The organism is Natronobacterium gregoryi SP2, assembly GCF_000230715.2.
Classification (GTDB): domain Archaea; phylum Halobacteriota; class Halobacteria; order Halobacteriales; family Natrialbaceae; genus Natronobacterium; species Natronobacterium gregoryi.
Genome location: NC_019792.1, coordinates 1,663,442 through 1,682,176 on the forward strand (window position 1 = coordinate 1,663,442; position 18,735 = coordinate 1,682,176).

The window sequence follows — 18,735 nt, forward strand, 5'->3', positions numbered from 1 at the left end:
CAGTTTAGGCTTGGCCCGCCACTAGTACAGGTATCGTTCGTACAGCGGCACGAGCGCCGTCCAGAACAGGACGAAGACTGCACCGACGACGACGATGACGAGCCAGGGCGTCTCCGCCCCAGACGTCGGTTGTGCCGTCGCCGTCAGCGGCGACCCGCCGAGTAACACGAACGTCGCTGCAAACAGCAACAGGCAGACGACGACGCTGCCAACCTCGAGCGTCGTCGCGATAGGGTGTCGCCGGAACCGTGCGGCGAGATTCGAGAGTGACATCGTAGTTCGTCACTCACACCGGTGCGACAAAACAGTCACGGGCGACGACTCGAGCGCTCAGACGGAGTGCTGTGAGTTATGGGCGGTGCAACCGCGCCCTGTCTTGGGTTGCAACGGTAAATCGTTACAGCAAACCGTATCACTCGTCGACGACGGCGGCCTCGATTCGGGCCAGCGATCGCGCGATGATGACGAGGACGTAACAGCCCACCAGCACCGTCAGCGCGATGATCGCGAGCAGCAGTTCGCCAGTGACCACGCCGTAGCCCGCAATGAAAAACGCCAGGAAGATGCCGGCTGCCAGTTCCAGATCTGCGTTCGAGTCGCCCATAGCCGTGACTGTCACCCTCGCAAAATAGTGCTATCGATTCCTGCGGGGTCGCGGACCGAGAAACGTCTTCTCAGGCTCGAGACTCGATATCTTCGGCGATCTCGTCGAGTTCGTCGTCCTCGAGGTCGGGCGTCTCGCCTGCGACGGCGTGGATGGGGCCGCCGCCGTCGCCCTCGAACCGGGGGACGATGTGGCAGTGGACGTGCGGGACCTCCTGGCCGGCCGCCTCGCCGTTGTTGAACGCGACGGTCGAGGCGTCGGCGTCGACGGCGTCCTCGACGGCGGGGACCAGCCGGTGAATCGTGTCGTAGAGGTCGTCGGCGACATCCTCGGGGATGTCGTTCAGCCGTTCGTACTCGTCTTTGGGGACGACCAGCGTGTGCCCGGGCGCGAGTGGATTCGCGTCCAGGAACGCCAGCGTAGTCTCGTCTTCGTACACGACGCGTGCGGGAATCTCGCCCTCGACGATCTGGCTGAAGATCGTACTCATACGCGAACATCTGTCGGCTCGTGGTAAGAAGGTTACCCGCCGAGGTCGTCCATCTGGGGGGTTTCCGCGGATTCCCTGGTTTCGGGCAGCTTCATTGGAGTCGAGGGCGTTTAGTCCGGGCGGTTCGCTGGCGTGTGGTGTTCAGGAGAGCGCAAAGGGGATAAGTTTACCTTGTCTCGGTGGCTTCGATTTGATAATGTCGTCAGAACTGCTCGCCGAATCGCTATCGATGCTGCTCTACACTGTCGCTGCGGCCGTTCTCACGGTTGGTGGAGTTCTCGCCGAAGGAGCGAGTCTCCAGCATCTCGGTTCCGGTGAACTGGCTGTCGGACTGTGGCTCGCTGCAATCGGGGCCGTCATGCTCTACGCTGGCATCTACGGCATTGCCTACAAGAAACTGCTCGCGTCGATCCTGGCGCGCTCGTAATTTTTCGGCCCAGGTCGGGAGTCAGCCGTCGGTCGGAACTGCCTCTCTCTGGACCTGCTTTCGTTGCGTCTAACGTGGTCGGACCGTCTTCGTCGCGAGTACCGGCGTCTCCGCAGTTGCACTGGCGCTCGTCGTCACGGCGGGCTCTACCGGCAGCCTGTGCGGTGCGACGGTCCTGTTTGGCTTCACGACTGCGCTCTACGGCGTCACGCGGTTTAGGCCTCTCTCGCGTATTCACTCGGCGCGTGGCGGGACGACGATCGGGGACGATGGGTGCGGGTGACTTCGGTAACGCGGTGGTCTCGCCGATCACCGTCGCGACGCTTGCGCTTCCGTTTGTCGAGAGGGTCGCCGGCCTCGTCGCCGTTACCGCCGTCACGAGCAGCGTCCTCTGTTACTCGCCGATCACTCTAACCTCCCTCACTGCGTCTTTTCCGGACGACGTTCGAGGGACCGGCCTCAGTTCCGTCCGGACGGGGTACATGTTGATCGGGGCCGGGGAGTCCGACGGTCGTGGGCACGCTCGCCAACGCCGACTACTTCGACGAAGCGTTTTCTTGCTGTCTGCGGTTGCAGCCGTCGCGGTCGTCTCTCGTTGTTCCTTCCCGAGGAGTAGTAAACTGGGAGTCGGCTCGATCCGGTGTGGTACCACCGGATTGGCAGTTCGTCCGACGTATCGGGGAGCACACGGACCGATTCTCCTTTAGTCTCGGAGCGAATCACGTGACCTATGAGCAGGTTCGACGATGTCGACGACCAGTACGACCCACACGACCTAGAGCAGCGGGTCTTCGATTACTGGGACGACGTCGACGCCTACGAGCAGACGGTCGAGCACCGATCCGACGGTGAATCGTTCTTCTTCGTGGACGGGCCGCCGTACACCTCCGGCTCGGCACACATGGGGACCACCTGGAACAAGACCCTGAAAGACGTCTACCTCCGCTTTTTCCGAATGCAGGGGTACGACGTCACCGACCGACCGGGATACGACATGCACGGACTCCCCATCGAGACCCGCGTCGAGGAGCGTCTCGGGTTCGAGAACAAGAAAGACATCGAAGAGTTCGGCGAGGAGAACTTCATCCAGGAGTGCAAAGAGTACGCCGAGGAGCAACTCGAGGGGCTGCAGGCGGACTTCCAGGACTTCGGCGTCTGGATGGACTGGGACGACCCGTACAAGACGGTCCGTCCGGAGTACATGGAAGCGGCCTGGTGGGGCTTCGCGAAGGCCGCCGAGCGCGGCCTCGTCGAGAAAGGGAACCGCTCGATCTCGCAGTGTCCGCGGTGTGAGACGGCGATCGCGAACAACGAGGTCGAGTACGACGACGTCGAGGACCCCTCGGTCTACGTCAAATTCGACCTGAAGGACCGAGACGGGAAGATCGTCATCTGGACGACCACGCCCTGGACGATCCCGGCGAACACCTTCGTCGCCGTCGACGAGGAGGGTGACTACGTCGGCGTTCGCGCCGAAAAGGACGGCGAGGAAGAGCTACTCTACGTCGCCGAAGCCAAACACGAGGCGGTCCTGAAGGAGGGCCGCTACGAGGACTACGAAACCGTCGAGGAGCTTTCGGGCGAGGAGCTGATCGGCTGGTCCTACGAGCATCCGCTGGCCGACCAGGTCCCCGAACACCCAGATCACGAGGGCGCAGGCGAGGTCTACGCCGCCGACTACGTCGACACGAGTGGCGACGGCACGGGGCTCGTCCACTCCGCGCCGGGCCACGGTGAGGAGGACTTCGAGCGCGGCCACGAACTCGGGTTCCCGATCTTCTGTCCCGTCGACGGCGACGGCGTCTACACCGACGAGGCCGGCACGTACGAGGGGCAGTTCGTCAAAGACGCCGACGACGAGATCATCGCCGATCTCGAGGACGAAGGAGCATTGCTCGCCTCCGGCACCGTCCACCACAGCTACGGACACTGCTGGCGCTGTGATACGGGAATCGTCCAGATCGTCACCGACCAGTGGTTCATCACGATCACCGACGTCAAGGACGAACTCCTCGCAAACATCGAGGACAGTCAGTGGCACCCCGACTGGGCCCGGGACAACCGCTTCCGCGATTTCGTCGAGGAGGCACCCGACTGGAACGCCTCACGACAGCGCTACTGGGGGATTCCACTCCCCGTGTGGACACCGGAAGATAGGGACGACGACGAGGATCGCATCGTCATCACCGACCGCGAGGAACTCGCCGAGCGAGTCGACCAGGAGATCGATCCCGAGACCGTCGACCTCCACAAGGACACCGTCGACGAGCTGACGATCACCGAAGACGAGACCACCTACACTCGTGTCCCCGACGTGTTCGACGTCTGGCTCGACTCTTCGGTGGCGTCGTGGGGGACGCTGGACTACCCCGAGGACGACAGCCGGTTCGACGAGCTCTGGCCAGCCGACTTCATCGTCGAAGCCCACGACCAGACCCGTGGCTGGTTCTGGTCGCAACTCTCGATGGGGTCCGCCGCACTCGGCGACATCCCCTACGAGGAGGTCCTGATGCACGGCCACGCGTTGATGCCAGATGGCCGCGCGATGAGCAAGTCCAAGGACATCCTGATCGACCCCCACGAAGCCATCGACCGTCACGGCCGGGACGTCATGCGGCTGTTCCTGCTGTCGAACAATCCGCAAGGCGACGACATGCGTTTCGACTGGGACGGGATGCAGACGATGGAGGACCACCTCCGGACGCTGTGGAACGTCTTCCGGTTCCCGCTGCCGTACATGCGACTGGACGACTTCGATCCGCAAACGACCAGCTTAGCGGACGTCGACGACGATCTCGAGCTCGTCGACGAGTGGGTGCTCGCCCGCCTCCAGTCCACCAAAGCCGAGATGACCGACCACTTCGAGGACCGTCGCCAGGACAAAGCCGTCGACGCCCTCCTCGAGTTCGTCGTCGAGGATGTCTCGCGGTTCTACGTCCAGGCCGTCCGCGAACGGATGTGGGAGGAAGAAGACAGCGCCTCCAAGGAGGCCGCCTACGCGACGCTCTACCGCGTGCTGCGGGAGACGGTCGCCTTGCTCGCCCCCTACGCGCCGTTCATCTCCGAGGAGATCTACGGCACGCTCACCGGCGACGCCGAACACGACACGGTCCACATGTGTGACTGGCCCGAACTCGACGAGTACTGGGTCGACGAACAGCTCGAGGAAGACGTCGCCTATCTCCGCGCGATCGAGGAAGCCGGCGCGAACGCCCGCCAGCAGGCCGGTCGTAAGCTTCGCTGGCCCGTGCCGCGAGTCGTCGTGGCGGCCGACGACGACCGCGTCGCCGAGGCCGTAGAGCGTCACACCGGCTTGCTCGAGGATCGACTCAACGCCCGCGAGATCGAACTCGTCTCCGCCGAGGAACGCTGGGAGGAACTCCAGTACAGCGCCGAGGCCGACATGAGCGAACTCGGCCCCGCCTTCGGCGACCGCGCCGGACAGGTGATGAACGCGCTCAACGAGGCTCGCATCGACGACCCAGACCTCGAGTCCCTCGAGGAGGCCGTCGAGGACGTGCTCGAGGCCGACGAGTCGATCGAGAAGTCGATGGTCTCGTTCGTCACGGAGACGCCGGACGACATCGCTGGCACTGCATTCGGGCTGAACGGCGACGATCGGGGCGTCGTCTACGTCGACGCCTCACTGACCGAGAACATCGAGAGCGAGGGTTACGCCCGCGAGGTCATCCGACGCGTCCAGGAGATGCGCAAGGATCTCGAACTCGACGTCGAGGAACGGATCGCGCTGGACCTCGCAATCGACGACGACCGCGTCGCCGAGCTGGTCGACGACCGCGAGGACCTGATCCGCGAGGAGGTTCGCGCCGACGAACTCCGAGCAGTCGAGGACGGTGACGGCCACCGCAAGGAGTGGGACGTCGAGGGCGTGACGATGGAGATTGCAGTCGAACCGCTGGCGGCTGCGGAAGCGTCGGACTAGTCGCTGCGGGGCGTCGCTCGACTTCTGCTGTTTGGCTATAGTTTAGTGATTCTAGCGAGAGGAGGCGCGTATGGACGACGGACTCGGATCGTTCTTCGAGATGCTGATGGCGATTACCGCCACCGCAACACTTCCGCTGGGCATCCTTGCGGCGGTCTTCTCGGGGTTTCCTGCAGCGACGGCCGTCTTCGTGATCGGCTGGCTGCTGCTGGTGCCGATCTTCGCGATCACCTCGGAGTACCTCGGATCGTCTTGTCGGGAGGGAGACGGCGTACCGTGGGTTCGCGAAAGAGTGACGAGCCACTCGAGCGAGTCGTCCACTGCCGACGAGCGGACGGCGGACGAGGACCCGCTCGAGACGCTCCGCGACCGGTACGCTCGCGGGGAGATCGACGACCGCGAGTTCGAACGGCGACTCGAGCGACTGATTGCGACGGAGGAGGTTCCGGAGGCAGCGGTCGGTGACCGTGACGAGCGGTCGGGCTCGGGTGACCGGGAGCGACTGCGGGAGTGACTCGAGGAGCGTTGGTGGCTGTCGAAGGAGAAATCGCCGTGTCGATTCTCTCTCGGGTACGATCACCACAAGAATATTGATTGTCAACTTCGAGTATACGCTCGTGTGCTATCGGGTCGTCGTCGTCGCTCTTTTACTCGTTGCGTCGCTTCCCGTCGGTATCGCTGGTGCCGTCGGTAGCGGTTCGGTCGCCGCCAGCGAAAGACCGGAACAGATCGACAGCGGTGTCTCAGTCGAGAGGTCCGTCTCTGGGATCGATCGTTCGGACCGGTTCGCGATTCCTTCGAGCGACGTCCTCCAGCGGACGACGACTCTCCGACACCTCCCCGACGACCCCGGGGAGTTCGAGGCCGAGATGACTTTCGAGGTGCCCGACGCCGTCACCGAACTCGAGGTCGACCTCGAGTCCGAGGCCACCGTCCGGTCGACCGACGGACTCGAGGCGACCGGCGATGGGGTCTACGAGTGGACGGAATCGACCGACGAGCCGTCGATGGTGCTGACGGTGCCTGCGAACCGAACTGGGGACGAGCGACACCAGCAGGCCGCAGTGAGAAACGCCAGCGGCGGGGACGCCGGCTACACCTTCGTCGATACTGGCGAGTGGGGGGTCGTCCAGGTTCCCCAGGCGAGTCTCTCTTGGCGGGAGACCGAGTCCGTCGGCTTCGAGTCGACGGCGGCCGTCGACGGCCCCGGCGCGACCGGCGGCGATATCGCCGTCTTCGGCGAGGTGACCGAACACGAACGAGCAGTCGACAGCGAGCGCCACCGGTTGGTCGTCCCCGAGGCGGCCGACCTGGACGAAGAGCCCGACGACGTGCTCGAGACGCTCGCAGCCGGCAGTGACGCCCTCTCGGTCGGCGAACGTCCCGACGAACTGTTCGTCGTCGCGGCTCCGACAGACGCCGAGTGGGGGCCACGCGGACTCCAGTACGGCGACGGTGATGTCTGGGTCCGCGCCGACGCCAGCCTCGCCGAACCCGACAACGTCTGGCTCCACGAGTACGTCCACGCTCGCCAGGCGTTTGCGGGCCCACAGGACGGCACTGCGACCGAAACCGAGTGGCTGATCGAGGCCCAGGCCGAGTACTACGCCGCCCTGATCGCCCTCGAGAAGGGCTTGATCGAGTTCGACGGGTTCCAGCGATTCCTCGAGCGTGGCGAGCAATCGCCTTACGCCGCCGGCGTTCTCGCCGAACCGGAGAGCTGGGACGCCGAGACCGACTACGTGAAAGGGCCGCTGGTCTACGGCGAACTCGACCGCCAGCTCCGGCTCGAGACCGACGGCGATCGGATGCTCGAGGACGTCTTTCGTGAACTCAACGCCCGGTCTGACAAGGGGACGGTGACAGCGGTGGACTTCCTCGAGGCGGTCGAGAACGCGGGCGGCACGGCGGTCAAGGAACGCGCCGAACGCTACACGCGAACGAAGGCCGTGCCGTCGGTGTGGGAGCGATCCGAACACGAAGTGGCGTTCGACCAGCCGGTCGCGACCGTGGAGTACGGATTCGGTGCGGAGCCGATCGAAGTCGAGGACGACTCCTGGGAGCGGTGGGAACGCGACGACGAGACGGTTACCGCCGTTCCAGTCGGTGAACCGGTCACTGTCCCCGTCGACGTCGAGAATGCCGGTGACTGGAACGGTACCTACGACGCCACGCTACACGTCGACGGGTCGGTCGTCGACCACGTCGAGGGCTTTCTCGCAGCCGGCGACCGGACGACGGAGCGACTCGAGTGGACGCCGACCGAGCAGGGCGTCTCCGAACTCCGCGTCGGCGACGAGACGGCGACTGCGTTCGCCCGCGGCCCCTCGAGCGTCACCGTCACCGACCTCGACGTCGAACCCGAAGACGCCGACCCCGGCGAGTCGGTGACGGCGACGGCGACGGTCGAAGCCGCAACCGATCGTCCCGGCGCGGCGGTGCTCGAGGTCCGTACGCCCGAGGGCGTCGCCGCCGAAGAACCCGTCCTGGTCCGGCCCGGGGAGACTGCGACGCTCGAGTCCGACGTCGCGTTCGACGACGATGGATACTACGAGGTGGCCGTCGCCGATCGAACGACGACGGTCTCGGTTGGCGGGCTGCCGGCGGCCGAACTCGAGGACGTCCCCGGTTTTGGCGCAGTCGCTACAGTCATCGTACTGCTGGTCGTGACGGCGTTCGCAGCGCGTCGCCGCGAAGACTAACTCACTCGAGCGAGATCCGGAACCGGCACGCGTCCGCACCGTCGTGGACACACGCCGTCTCCTCGACGGTGGCAGTGATATCGAACTCGGCAGAGTCCGTCCAGAACCCCCTGTGCGAGCGAGCAGTCGCCCCGCTCGGAGCGGTACGTGACGACGACTGTCTCCCCTGCTTCGGCGAGTCGTCCCGAGATGTCGGGTGGCGAGACGCCGTCGGAGTCCCGCCTCGATATCGGCGGTTATCGTCCCGAGTTCGAGAAGGAGGGTGAGAAATCCCACGTCGTCGACGTAAGCGTCGAACGTGGGCAGCAATTCCGGGGCGAGTCGCCGACCGAAAGCGCGTTCGATCTGTCTTCTAGACTGGGTGGCGAGGCTCGAGAGAGTGGCGAGAAGCGCCTCGAGTTTCTCGTCGTCGTACCGTGAGACCGACAGGTAAAGCGTCGTCTCGACGTCGGCTCGACCGAGAACTGCATCCCAGGCGTCACGGCCAGCGTTCTCGGCGACGGACCTCGAGCGTCTTGGAGACGATTCCGTGCATCGGTTCGGCGATTCGACCGCTCGAGCGTCGACTGTGCCGACCCGGACCCTCGTCGGTCGGTATCGCCTACGTGTCGCCGACGGCTACTTACTCGTTGTAGCCCCCTGTCCGCCGAGTTATAGGTGTGTCGTGATCGTCGGCGCGACGGAGACTGCACTGGCCTCGCGTTCGATTGTATCGGTGCCGTAGATCGCCTCGACACCGGCTCGCGAGAGTTTCGCGTAGGCGTTTCGGGCCAGTAGCGGGTGGACGCAGGTGACGAAGACGCGAGCGACGTCTCGCTCCTGTAAGACGGCGACGGCCTCGCTCATCGTCGACCCCGTCGCGATGATGTCGTCGGTGACGACGACGTCCCGGCCGGTGACCGCGACGTCACTCGGCGAGATCTCGACCTCGGTGCCGGAGTGGCGTGTCTTTTCGAAGTAGTCGGTCTCGCCCTCGCCGTAGGCGTCCCGGACCGTCTCGGCGAGGTCGACCGCACCAGCGTCCGGTGAAAGGAAGACGGGATCGGTCAGGTCGCCGGGAAGGGGTTCGGCCAGCCGTCCCGCGGCGTCGATCGCGGTCGCCGTCGGTTCGAAGAACTCACAGACTGCGTCCTCGTGAGGAGTGACGGTCAGCACGCGGTCCGTGCCTGTCGAAATGGCTCGAGCAACTGCCCGCGCGGAGATCGGGTGTCCTGGTTCGAAGGGTTTGTCCTGTCGCGCATAGCCCATGTACGGCAGGACGGTGACGACCTCGCCGACGCCGGCCTCACGGACGGCGTCCTGTAGCTGGAGTAGTTCGACGTGTGCGTCGCTCGAGACCGTCGAGGCGACGACGACTGCCCGGTCGGGAACGTGGCCGTCCAGTTCTGGGACCGATGCGAGTAGTTCGCCGTCGGGAAACCGATCGTAGTCGACGGCGGCGAGCGGTTCCTCGAGTTCGGCTGCGAGCGCCGCGGCGAGCGATTGTGACGTAGCGCCAGTAACGATCATACGCTGTGCCACAGCGTGTGGCGTAAACCAGTTTTCGTTCTCGTGATCGGTTCGTTGCGTTCCGGGTCCAGTTGGCGATCAAACGTCTCACACGGACCGCTGTCAGTTAGTTCGGCGCGACGACCCATCTGCGACCGCGCCGGTACGTCGGTACATCGGTACAGCAATCCGTCTCAGTCGAAGTCGGCGTCGCCGCCGCCACAGGGGCCGCCGTCGGTGTCACCGAGCAGCGACAGGTCGCCGTTGCGATCGATCAATGCCAGGAGATTGAGACAGTCCGGGTCGTTCCAGGTCCCTGCGTCGACCTGGATGGGTGGCTCCTCGTCGAGACGTGCCATCACACGGAACGAGTCCTCTCCGGTCCGCCACTCGCGCTCGAGGGTCAGCCCGTTGCCAGCCGCGAGTTCGTGGGTCGTCCAGTGTTCGATCTCGCCGTCGAACTCGACGATGACATCTACCGTGTGGGGTTCGTCGTGGACGTTTTCGACGGTGATCTCACCGAGTACCGTCTCGTCGGGACCCGCATCGATGTCGCTTCCCGTCTCGGGATCGGCGGTTTCGTCGCCGCCATTGCTCGTTTCGTTGGCGTCGCCTCCACCGGCCCCGTCTTCGTCGTCGTTTGCTCCGTCACCGTCTTCGTTTGCCGAACAACCGGCGGTCACGCCCACGAACGCAGTGCCGGTGCCTGCGAGGAGTTGGCGTCGCGATAGACTCATATCGGTTACACAGTAACTCGAGGGAGTTAATTCTGCGTCAGACGAGGTTGCAACGACGCGACACTATCGGGGCACTGCCAGTCCAGTGACGTTTCGAACGCCGATCGACCGACCACGCCACTCGCCGTCACCCGCGACTTCGACGGTTCCCGTCTCCGTCACGGCATAGACCTGCTCGCCGTAGCCGACGGCGACGATCCGGTCGGCCCCGGCCGATCGCGTCTCGTCTTCGTGCCACTCGCCGTCGGCGTACTCGTACACGCTGCCGTCGCTCGAGACGGCGTGGGCACGAGAGAGCGAGCCAGGGTTCGACCGCGGGTCGGCCGCGACGACGTCGAACCTGCCCTCGGAGAGTTCCATCCAGCCGTTCCCGAGTTTGTAGAGGCCGTCGTCAGTTGCTGCCAGCGGGACGCCGACCGCGGCGACGTCGCGAACATCGGAGAGTCCGGCATGCTCGAGGTCGTCGTCGCCGTGGACGCGGTAGACGCCATCGTCGGTGCCGACGAAGTCGCCGTCGATCGCTCGCACCTCCTCGATCGTCCCCGTTCGGTCCTCGTCCTTGCCTTTCGACTCGAGGACGGTCCAGTTTCCGCTGGCTTCGAGCCGAGCGATTCGTCCGTCGGGGCCGGCCGCGACGAGTCGGTCTTCGTCGTCGTAGCCGACGGCGACCGCAGAGCCGAACCCGGTCTCGACGAACGCGAGGCCGTCGCTTTTCTCCGCGGACGCGAGTACGCCGACGTCTTCGTCGGTCGCGACCGCCACGCGGCCGTCGGCGGCGGCCACGTCACGGGCATCACACCGGTTACAGAGCGAGAACTCGCCGACGGTGTCGCCGGCGATCCGGACCCGGACGACCCCCATCGGACTCGAGACGTAGGCTTCTGTCACCTCGTCGCGGTCGCCGTAGACGCGTTTCTCCTCGATCGAGAGCATATCTAACGCGTTGTGGGCGCGGGCCGAAAGGGTTGCCGTCTGCTGGCTCTGTGCCAGCGCAGTCGACGCCACGGCAGACGCTCCGGAATTCCTATGAGGAGCCCCATCGGACTAGTACCCGATGGAAGTGTTCGGATCCAGTGGGACACGCGGCGTCGCCAACGACGAACTGACGCCCGCGTTCGTCCTGCGCGTCGCGAAAGCGGCGGGGACGGCCTGGGGGGTCGATCGGGTTGCCATCGCGCGTGACACGCGCTACACCGGCCGAATGCTCGCCGACGCGGCCGCGAGCGGGCTGGCGAGTACGGGAACCGATGTCGACCGCCTCGGAGTCGTCCCCACCCCGGGGGCACAGTTCTACGCCGAACGCGAAGCGATTCCAGTAATCGTCGTCACGGCCTCGCACAATCCGCCACAGTACAACGGGATCAAACTCGTCGGCAGCGACGGCGTCGAACTCGCCGTCTCCGACTTAGAGCGAATCGAAGAGGCGCTGCTCGCGGAGGCCTACACCGTCGCACCGTGGGACGGGACGGGACGCGTCCGTGAGGTCGAGGGCGTCACCGACGACTACGTCGACGCCCTGCTCGAGGCAGTCGACCGGGAGACGATCGCCGACGCCGAGTTGACGGTCGCACTCGATCCCGGCCACGGCGCGGGCTCGCTTACCAGTCCCGGCTTCTTCCGGGAACTGGGCTGTCGCGTCGTCACGGTCAACAGCCAGCCCGACGGTCACTTCCCCGGCCGAGACCCCGAGCCAGTTCCCGAGAACCTCGCGGAACTGGGACGACTCGTCCGAGCGACCGACGCCGACGTCGGCATCGCCCACGACGGCGACGCCGACCGCGCGATCTTCTTCGACGAGAACGGCGAGTACGTCGAGGGCGACGCCACACTCGCCGCCCTTGCGGCCGCAGAACTCGAGGCCGGCGACACAACCGTCTCGGCGGTCAACGTCTCCCAGCGGCTCGTCGACGTCGTCGACGACGTTGGCGCGGAACTCGAGTTGACGCCGATCGGCTCGACGAACATCATCACCCGAATCGAGGAACTCGAGGCGAAAGACAGCCGCGTTCCAATCGCAGGTGAGGGCAACGGCGGGATCTTCTTCCCCGGCTATCGGCTCTCGCGGGACGGTGCGTTTACGGCTGCACGGTTTCTCGAACTCGTCGCCGAGCGACCGGTCAGCGAGATCGTCGCGCCCTACGGCGGCTACGCCAACGTTCGGCGCAACATCGAGTACGAGTCGACCGCCGAACGCGACGCGATGCTCGATGCGGCGGCCAACCACGCGCACGCTGCCGACGCCGACCTAAACACGCGAGACGGCTACCGACTCGACTACGGCGACGCGTGGGTGCTCGCCCGCCCCTCGGGGACGGAGCCGCTCGTCCGAATCTACGCCGAGGCCCGCGACGCCGGCCGTGCGAACGACCTTGCCGAAGGGATGTACAAAACCCTGCTCGAGGCGAAAGCCGACGCTTAATTCGTCCACACACTCAACTGCGGGGAACGATCGTCACCGGAACGGACGACCGCCGAGTCACTGCCTCGGCGACACTTCCCAACAACATCCGCGAGACGCCGGACCGGCCTTCGCTGCCCATGACGATGGCGTCGACGTTCTCCTCGCGGGCGTACTCGAGAATCGCTTCGGGTGCCGTCCCCTCGACGGTTACGATCTCGACGTTCCGGTCGTGCCGGGACGCAATCTCCCGTACGTCGTCGAAGAATGCTGGCTCGGTATCGCCGCTTTCGGGCACCACCGGACCGCCGCCGTAAGCGGCTTCCAGATCTCCGACCACGTGAACGACCGTGATCTCGTCGTCGGCAAAGATCGCGAGTGCGTGCTCGAGCGCGCGGCGGGCCGTCTCGGAGTCGTCCATCGGGACGAGCAGTTGTCGATTCATGCCATTGGATTCGAACGCGAGTGCTGAAAGCTCTTGGCTCACCAGTCCGGTCGCCGTGTCGGTGCTATCGACCGCCTTCACCACCGTCAGCCGTAGAGCCGACCTCGCTGCACTCGAGTCGGCCGTCTCGTCGCTCCTACACCGGGTCGTCGACCTCGAGTGCTTCCTCGAGTCGATCCCGCTCTTCCCGGAGGGCCTCGAGTTCGTCCGCAACCCGACCGTCGGTCAGTCGCTCGCGTTCTTCGGGGGTGAGCTGTGCGACAGCCTGTGCTGCGGTCTGGAGCCGGTCGTACGCGTCGTCGTAGGTCAGCATCCGGACGTCCCGCAGCCGTTCGACCGTCTCGTCGCTGCCGACCCGTTCGACGAACGGTCGGTACTCGCGGATTCGCTGGCGGAGTTCGCCCGCGGGACCGGGCGGCCACTCGAGCGTCAGCGGCTCGGCATCCACGTTGTCTAGAAACGTCCGCTGGGTCGCGACCCGCCGCTTGAGCACGTCGGCGTCCTCGACGTAGTGATCGAGTTTCGACCTGGAGTAGTCGGCGTACTCGAGTAGTTCGGGGATCGTGTACTCCCCGTCGGAACTGGTCTCGACGTACTCCCGGAGGTCCGCCGGTGGCCGTTCGTACCCGACGAACGGATACCACTGGCTGCGCTCGAGCAGCGCAAAGACCTCGCGGGCCGAGACCTCGCGTCGGTACTCGATGACGGCCTCGCGAATCGCCTCGTTGTAGGCTTCGATCGGCTTCCGCAGCCGTTCGACCGGCGCGTCCAGGTCCGCGTTCGCGAGTTCGAGCAGTCGTTCGCGTTCCGCGAGTTCGTCGTCGATCTTCCGGAGACGGCGTGCCGCTGCTTTTCTCGCCTCGGCTAACTGTGCGCGGGCGTCCTCGCGCTCCTCGAGCAGTTCGTCGTACTGTGCGGCCGGCTCGAGAGCAGCGTGGGCCTTCTCGAAATCGGACTCACTGAGACGGCGCTTGTCGATCGCATCGAGTGCGTCCTCGAACGCCTCGCGCCCCTCGAGGTCGTCGGACAGGTTCTCGACGAGAGTGGCGAACTTCCCCTCGAGTTCGACGTAGGCCCTGAAGTTCTCGCGTCCAGTGCCGGTCGCCCGGTCGACGTACGACTCGAGTAGGTCGGTCGCCGATCGGTAGGCGTCGGCGGCGTCTTCGACCGCCTCACCGCCTTCCTCCTCGATTCGGCGTTGTGCCTGCTCGTAGCGATTGCGTGCAGCCTCGAGGGTCTCGAGCGGGGAGGGCCCGTCGTCGGGAACGGGTGTGTCGCTGCTGTGGGCTCGTTCGCTCATTCGTACACTGCGTCCGGGTCGAACACCTGTTCGCCGACGTCCTCGCCCTCGATCGTCCGGTAGAAACACGACTCGTGGCCGGTGTGACACGCGCCGCCTTCCTGGTCGACGAGATAGAGGAGGGTGTCGGCGTCGCAGTCGATACGGATCTCTTCGACCGACTGCACGTGGCCGCTCGTTGCGCCTTTCTCCCAGAGTTCGTCCCGGCTTCGGGAGTAGTAGTGGGCACGACCGGTCTCGCGGGTTCGCTCTAAGGCCTCGGGGGAGACGTAGGCGAGCATGAGCACCTCGCCCGTCTCGGCGTCCTGTGCGACGGCGGGGACGAGTCCGTCCTCGCCGAAGTCGACCGCAATGCCGTCGTCCATACGGGATGGGTCGGTCGTCGAGGCGATAGGTCTTTTGCCGCGTTTCCCAGTCGGCAACTAATGGTCGGAAGCGTATTCGATCGGTTCGACTCGCGAATACAGTCATTCCGGCCACGCTCGCCGGTTTGCAGTACGCGGGTATGTTCTTCGACAACCCCGGCGAACTCGATCTGGCCTCTCGGCTCCGTCGCACTCGTTCTCCCGATTTGCTGCTGGTTCTCGGCGGAAATACGAAGCGAGTTCCGGACTGGAGGTCGACGAACGAGAGGGGATCGACGAACGAGAGATATTAGACGTTACAGAGTCCGAGACTGTACTCGAGTGCAGTATCGACTTCTGCAGGCGCTCGTCCGGTATCGATCCGACCACTTCCGCGATTCGGTGTTCGATCGAAATCGTTCGAAGTTGGCTACAGAGTGCGACAGAATCCTCGCGAAATGCACACTCGTCGGCCGGCACCGGCACCTCGTACGGATACAGTTCGGCGACGAGACACGGGCGAGTTCCACGCTGTGTTGACCCCTGTGTCGGGTCTAGCTCGACGATGACGATCTTATCGCCTTCTTCCCGGTCAGAACGCCGTCTCCACCCCGAATACCGAACGGCTCGCGGAGTTCTTTGGTAGCGTTATTTTTACCGAACGCACTCGAACACTACTGCATGGAAATCCGACACATCGAGGACCGAGACGACGTCCGCGGAGTCGTCAGAGCTCACGGACTGGCGTGGCGCGAAGCCTACGACGAGATTCTCCCCGACGAGGTCCTCGAGTCCCAGCCCATCGATCCGACCGGCACGGACGTCGAGCGGTGGGTCGACGCCCTCGCGGAAACCGAGGCGGGCGTCCTGATCGCGGTCGAAGGCGGGGCGGTTCGCGGGTTCGTCGACCTCCGGTGGGGAGACGCGGAGACGAAGGCGTTCGTCGGCGACGACGACGCCGAACTGAAGGCGATCTACGTCCACCCCGACTGCTGGGGCGAGGGCATCGGCACCGCCTTGCTCGAGCGCGGACTCGAGGTGGTTCCCGACTTGATCGAGGTCGTCCGGCTCGAGGTGTTCGTGGCGAACGACGACGCCCGGAAGTTCTACGAGAAACGGGGGTTCGAGCACACGGATACCGGCGAGATCGAGATCGGTGACGGCTCCTACGGGACGGCGATCTACACGCTGGTTCTGTAACCCCCCGCCACGAGTTGCGGACGTTCTCACTCAGCGGACAGTCACGAGACGTTATTATTCCGTTCGTGGTGGCGATTCGTATGGACCACACCGTTACGCGTCGCAGCGTCGTCGCGCTCGCGGCGGCTGGACTCGCCGGCTGTCTCGGTAGCGACAGTAACGGCCACGAGGAAGAGAAAGACGAGGACGACGACACCGACCACGACGGTGGCGGCGACTCGAGGCCACCCGAACCCCCGGAACGCGACCTCGACCCCGACTGGGAGACGGCGTCGACGTTCCGAAGTTGGTTGCTCGAGGACACTGCCATGGACGGGAATCGTCGATTCGACTACACCGAAGTGTTCCCCGAGGAGACCGACCTGGGCGAGGGGTTCCCGGACGGCCTCGGAATTTCGACCGAAACCGTCGACGGCCACCTCGTTCAGTCGTTCACGCAGGTCTTCTTCGGTCGCTTCGACGCGGCGGCGATCCTCGAGAACGTCGCAGACGCAGACGACGTCGAAGAGGTCGACGAGTACGCCGGCTACGCCGTCCTCGAAGACGAGGTTCGCGGCGAGACGCGACGGATCGCCGTCGGCGAGAGCGCGATCGTCGTCGGCGACGACTACGAACGCCGGATCGACGCCCACCGCGGCGAGTACGAACGTCTCGAGGAGGCCGACCCCGAGTTCACGCACCTGTTCAGACAGCTTCCACACGACGAGACCGTCACCGCCCACTACGGCCCGCCGATGGCCGACAACGTCGACATCGACGGGATCTACCTCTGGGGCGTCTCGAGCGAGTCGCCGACAGCCGACGAACTGACCTGGGTGTTCGTCTTCGCCCGTGAGGAGGACCTGACCGAGGAGACGGTGTCGGGACTCGAGACTATCTCGGGCGACGTCGTGGAGTCGTCGATGGAGGGCCGAACGGCGATCGTCGTGGGCGCACCGCCGGACGCGTAGTCAGGCGACGCCCGCGAATCCAAACAGCACGGCGTTGTAGCAGCCGCGGATCGGTCCGACGAGAGGATACGGTGGGTGGACCCACTTGCCGCTGGTGCGAGCGGTTACTACTGTCCGTTCAGCGTAATGTAGTCGACGTCGATGATCCGCTCGTCGGCGTTGAGTTCTGCTTTGGCTTCGTCGGGGACCTGGCTGTCGACGTTGTAGACGGTCAGTGCCTCCCCACCGTGGGCCTCGCGAGCGTTGAACATCCCCGCGATGTTGACGTCGTGTTCACCCATCACACTGCCGATAAGACCGATGACGCCGGGTGCGTCCGCGTTCCGGGTGACGACCATCTTCCCGTGGGGGATCGCGTCGACCCGGTAGTCGTCGATCCGGACGATTCGTGGATCGTCACCCGCAAAGAGAGTGCCGTCGACTGCGATCTGTTCGTCGCCGTTGCTGACCTCGACCGAGATGAGACTCTGGAAGTCTTCGGCCTGGCGAGTCTTGGACTCGGTGACGTCGACACCACGATCGTCGGCGATCTGTGGTGCGTTGACGGCGTTTACCTGCCACTCGAGCGGTTCGAAGACGCCTTTCAGTGCCGAGGCGGTGACGAACTCGACGTCCTCCTCGGCAATCTCGCCTTCGTACGTGATTTCGACCGCTTCGATGCGGCCGTCGAGTAACTGGGCGGCGACCTTGCCTGCGGTCTCGGCGATTTCGATGTACGGTTCGACCCGGGGGAACGCGCTCTCGTCGATCGAGGGTGCGTTCAGGGCGTTCGTAACGGGTTCGCTCTCGAGTGCGGCATTTACCTGTTCGGCGGTCGAGGTCGCGACGTTCTCCTGAGCGGCCTCCGTCGAGGCCCCGAGGTGTGGCGTGACGACGACGCCGTCGTACTCGAGCAACGGCGAGTTCTCGGGCAGGGGCTCTTCGGCGAACACGTCGAGCGCCGCGCCAGCGAGGGTTCCGTCCTCGACTTTCGCCGCGAGCGCGCCCTCCTGGACGATGCCGCCACGGCCGACGTTGACGAGGTGACCTCCCTCGAGCAGGTCGAGTTCCTCCTCGCCGATCATCCCCTCAGTCTCGGGGGTCAGCGGCGTGTGGATCGTCAGGAAGTCGGCACGCTCGAGGCAGGCCTCGAACTCGACGAGTTCGGCACCGAGACGCGCCGCACGGTCCTCGGAGATGTAGGGGTCGAAAGCGACGACGTCCATCCCGAGCGAGTCGAGTTTCTTGGCGACTTCCTGACCGACACGGCCGAGGCCGACGATGCCGAGTGTCTTCCCGTTCAGTTCCGCACCCAGATAGTCGCTTTTTGCCCACTCGCCGTCTTTCAAGCGGACGTGGGCCTGCGGAATCGACCGTGCGGTCGCGAACGTCATCGCGACGGTGTGTTCGGCTGCGGCGCGGACGTTTCCCTCCGGCGCGTTGGCGACGATGACGCCTTCGTCGGTCGCAGCGTCGATGTCGATGTTGTCGACGCCGATCCCCGCGCGGCCGACGATAGCCAACTCGTCGGCTGCCTCGAGGACGGTTGCAGTGACGTCCGTTCCGGAACGGACGATCAGCCCGTGGGCGTCGGAGACTGCTTCGAGGAGGTCCTCGCCCTCGAGTTCGTAGCCCGTTTCGACCTCGTGGCCGGCGTCTCGTAGTACGTCCAGACCCGCGTCGGCGATGGGGTCCGTGACAAGCACTTTCATGCGCGAGACAATCGGC

The 18,735-nt window shown here is 65.1% G+C and carries 18 protein-coding genes and 2 pseudogenes; 8 read left to right on the plus strand and 12 right to left on the minus strand.

The features are described from left to right. Positions 1 to 21: 21 nt before the first annotated feature. From NATGR_RS08190 to NATGR_RS08200, 3 genes are all read right to left on the minus strand, one after another. Positions 22 to 273 carry a hypothetical protein gene (locus NATGR_RS08190; protein ID WP_005578467.1) on the minus strand — a complete coding sequence of 84 codons (252 nt, stop codon included), beginning with the start codon at positions 271 to 273 and terminating at the stop codon, positions 22 to 24. A 139-nt stretch (positions 274 to 412) separates the two neighbouring features. Next, positions 413 to 604 carry a hypothetical protein gene (locus NATGR_RS08195; protein WP_005578465.1) on the minus strand — a complete coding sequence of 64 codons (192 nt, stop codon included), beginning with the start codon at positions 602 to 604 and terminating at the stop codon, positions 413 to 415. Between the two features lie 70 nt (positions 605 to 674). Next, on the minus strand, positions 675 to 1,094 hold the full coding sequence (locus tag NATGR_RS08200; RefSeq protein ID WP_005578462.1) for an HIT family protein: 420 nt from the start codon (positions 1,092 to 1,094) through the stop codon (positions 675 to 677). Positions 1,095 to 1,290: 196 nt separating this feature from the next. On the opposite strand from NATGR_RS08200, the gene NATGR_RS08205 reads away from it, so the two are divergent. The 5 genes from NATGR_RS08205 to NATGR_RS08225 all read left to right on the plus strand — a co-directional run bounded on the left by NATGR_RS08205 (position 1,291) and on the right by NATGR_RS08225 (position 8,166). Next, entirely contained in the window at positions 1,291 to 1,521 is a 231-nt protein-coding gene (locus tag NATGR_RS08205) for a hypothetical protein (protein ID WP_005578460.1), read from the plus strand. Positions 1,522 to 1,766: 245 nt separating this feature from the next. Then, positions 1,767 to 2,228, plus strand: coding sequence for a hypothetical protein (locus NATGR_RS08210; protein WP_139222393.1), 462 nt, complete (start codon positions 1,767 to 1,769; stop codon positions 2,226 to 2,228). A 23-nt stretch (positions 2,229 to 2,251) separates the two neighbouring features. After that, complete coding sequence (gene ileS / locus NATGR_RS08215; RefSeq protein WP_005578455.1) at positions 2,252 to 5,464, plus strand: isoleucine--tRNA ligase; 3,213 nt, start codon at positions 2,252 to 2,254, stop codon at positions 5,462 to 5,464. 70 nt (positions 5,465 to 5,534) lie between these two features. After that, positions 5,535 to 5,978 carry an SHOCT domain-containing protein gene (locus NATGR_RS08220; protein ID WP_005578453.1) on the plus strand — a complete coding sequence of 148 codons (444 nt, stop codon included), beginning with the start codon at positions 5,535 to 5,537 and terminating at the stop codon, positions 5,976 to 5,978. Positions 5,979 to 6,054: 76 nt separating this feature from the next. After that, complete coding sequence (locus NATGR_RS08225) at positions 6,055 to 8,166, plus strand: PGF-CTERM sorting domain-containing protein (protein WP_005578451.1); 2,112 nt, start codon at positions 6,055 to 6,057, stop codon at positions 8,164 to 8,166. Between the two features lie 306 nt (positions 8,167 to 8,472). On the opposite strand, the pseudogene NATGR_RS20195 reads toward NATGR_RS08225, so the two are convergent. The 4 genes and pseudogenes from NATGR_RS20195 to NATGR_RS08245 all read right to left on the minus strand — a co-directional run. Next, positions 8,473 to 8,607 (minus strand): annotated as a pseudogene (locus tag NATGR_RS20195) (heme NO-binding domain-containing protein); the annotation flags it as partial. 210 nt (positions 8,608 to 8,817) lie between these two features. After that, positions 8,818 to 9,675, minus strand: coding sequence for a ribose-phosphate diphosphokinase (locus NATGR_RS08235; RefSeq protein ID WP_005578447.1), 858 nt, complete (start codon positions 9,673 to 9,675; stop codon positions 8,818 to 8,820). Positions 9,676 to 9,848: 173 nt separating this feature from the next. Next, a complete protein-coding gene (locus NATGR_RS08240) occupies positions 9,849 to 10,391 on the minus strand; it encodes a hypothetical protein (protein WP_005578445.1) in 543 nt (180 codons plus the stop codon). 63 nt (positions 10,392 to 10,454) lie between these two features. Beyond that, positions 10,455 to 11,324, minus strand: coding sequence for an HVO_0234 family beta-propeller protein (locus NATGR_RS08245; RefSeq protein ID WP_015233460.1), 870 nt, complete (start codon positions 11,322 to 11,324; stop codon positions 10,455 to 10,457). A 121-nt stretch (positions 11,325 to 11,445) separates the two neighbouring features. Between NATGR_RS08245 and glmM the strand changes: the two genes are divergently transcribed. After that, on the plus strand, positions 11,446 to 12,810 hold the full coding sequence (gene glmM / locus NATGR_RS08250; RefSeq protein WP_005578432.1) for a phosphoglucosamine mutase: 1,365 nt from the start codon (positions 11,446 to 11,448) through the stop codon (positions 12,808 to 12,810). A gap of 13 nt (positions 12,811 to 12,823) precedes the next feature. On the opposite strand, the gene NATGR_RS08255 is transcribed toward glmM, so the two are convergent. The 4 genes and pseudogenes from NATGR_RS08255 to NATGR_RS20545 form a co-directional block, all read right to left on the minus strand. Then, positions 12,824 to 13,234 (minus strand): universal stress protein, encoded by a 411-nt coding sequence (locus NATGR_RS08255; protein ID WP_049887858.1) that lies wholly within the window; start codon positions 13,232 to 13,234, stop codon positions 12,824 to 12,826. 136 nt (positions 13,235 to 13,370) lie between these two features. Beyond that, positions 13,371 to 14,534 (minus strand): DUF7118 family protein, encoded by a 1,164-nt coding sequence (locus NATGR_RS08260; protein WP_005578429.1) that lies wholly within the window; start codon positions 14,532 to 14,534, stop codon positions 13,371 to 13,373. Then, positions 14,531 to 14,899: a phosphoribosyl-AMP cyclohydrolase gene (hisI, locus tag NATGR_RS08265; RefSeq protein WP_005578426.1), complete on the minus strand. Its 369-nt coding sequence runs from the start codon at positions 14,897 to 14,899 to the stop codon at positions 14,531 to 14,533. The genes NATGR_RS08260 and hisI overlap by 4 nt, the downstream gene beginning before the upstream one ends. A gap of 289 nt (positions 14,900 to 15,188) precedes the next feature. Next, a pseudogene (locus NATGR_RS20545) lies at positions 15,189 to 15,451 on the minus strand (type II toxin-antitoxin system PemK/MazF family toxin). 108 nt (positions 15,452 to 15,559) lie between these two features. Between NATGR_RS20545 and NATGR_RS08275 the strand changes: the two are divergent. After that, positions 15,560 to 16,078, plus strand: coding sequence for a GNAT family N-acetyltransferase (locus NATGR_RS08275; RefSeq protein ID WP_005578421.1), 519 nt, complete (start codon positions 15,560 to 15,562; stop codon positions 16,076 to 16,078). An 80-nt stretch (positions 16,079 to 16,158) separates the two neighbouring features. Continuing rightward, complete coding sequence (locus NATGR_RS08280; protein ID WP_005578420.1) at positions 16,159 to 17,028, plus strand: hypothetical protein; 870 nt, start codon at positions 16,159 to 16,161, stop codon at positions 17,026 to 17,028. A gap of 107 nt (positions 17,029 to 17,135) precedes the next feature. Here the strand turns inward: NATGR_RS08280 and serA are convergent, their stop codons facing one another. Continuing rightward, positions 17,136 to 18,719 carry a phosphoglycerate dehydrogenase gene (gene serA / locus NATGR_RS08285; protein ID WP_005578418.1) on the minus strand — a complete coding sequence of 528 codons (1,584 nt, stop codon included), beginning with the start codon at positions 18,717 to 18,719 and terminating at the stop codon, positions 17,136 to 17,138. Positions 18,720 to 18,735 lie beyond the last annotated feature (16 nt).

Coding starts and splice junctions, on each gene's coding strand:
- NATGR_RS08190 (WP_005578467.1), bottom strand. CDS start 273: ATGTCACTCTCGAATCTCGCCGCACGGTTCCGGCGACACCCTATCGCG.
- NATGR_RS08195 (WP_005578465.1), bottom strand. CDS start 604: ATGGGCGACTCGAACGCAGATCTGGAACTGGCAGCCGGCATCTTCCTG.
- NATGR_RS08200 (WP_005578462.1), bottom strand. CDS start 1,094: ATGAGTACGATCTTCAGCCAGATCGTCGAGGGCGAGATTCCCGCACGC.
- NATGR_RS08205 (WP_005578460.1), top strand. CDS start 1,291: ATGTCGTCAGAACTGCTCGCCGAATCGCTATCGATGCTGCTCTACACT.
- ileS (WP_005578455.1), top strand. CDS start 2,252: ATGAGCAGGTTCGACGATGTCGACGACCAGTACGACCCACACGACCTA.
- NATGR_RS08220 (WP_005578453.1), top strand. CDS start 5,535: ATGGACGACGGACTCGGATCGTTCTTCGAGATGCTGATGGCGATTACC.
- NATGR_RS08235 (WP_005578447.1), bottom strand. CDS start 9,675: ATGATCGTTACTGGCGCTACGTCACAATCGCTCGCCGCGGCGCTCGCA.
- NATGR_RS08240 (WP_005578445.1), bottom strand. CDS start 10,391: ATGAGTCTATCGCGACGCCAACTCCTCGCAGGCACCGGCACTGCGTTC.
- NATGR_RS08245 (WP_015233460.1), bottom strand. CDS start 11,324: ATGCTCTCGATCGAGGAGAAACGCGTCTACGGCGACCGCGACGAGGTG.
- glmM (WP_005578432.1), top strand. CDS start 11,446: ATGGAAGTGTTCGGATCCAGTGGGACACGCGGCGTCGCCAACGACGAA.
- NATGR_RS08255 (WP_049887858.1), bottom strand. CDS start 13,234: ATGAATCGACAACTGCTCGTCCCGATGGACGACTCCGAGACGGCCCGC.
- NATGR_RS08260 (WP_005578429.1), bottom strand. CDS start 14,534: ATGAGCGAACGAGCCCACAGCAGCGACACACCCGTTCCCGACGACGGG.
- hisI (WP_005578426.1), bottom strand. CDS start 14,899: ATGGACGACGGCATTGCGGTCGACTTCGGCGAGGACGGACTCGTCCCC.
- NATGR_RS08275 (WP_005578421.1), top strand. CDS start 15,560: ATGGAAATCCGACACATCGAGGACCGAGACGACGTCCGCGGAGTCGTC.
- NATGR_RS08280 (WP_005578420.1), top strand. CDS start 16,159: ATGGACCACACCGTTACGCGTCGCAGCGTCGTCGCGCTCGCGGCGGCT.
- serA (WP_005578418.1), bottom strand. CDS start 18,719: ATGAAAGTGCTTGTCACGGACCCCATCGCCGACGCGGGTCTGGACGTA.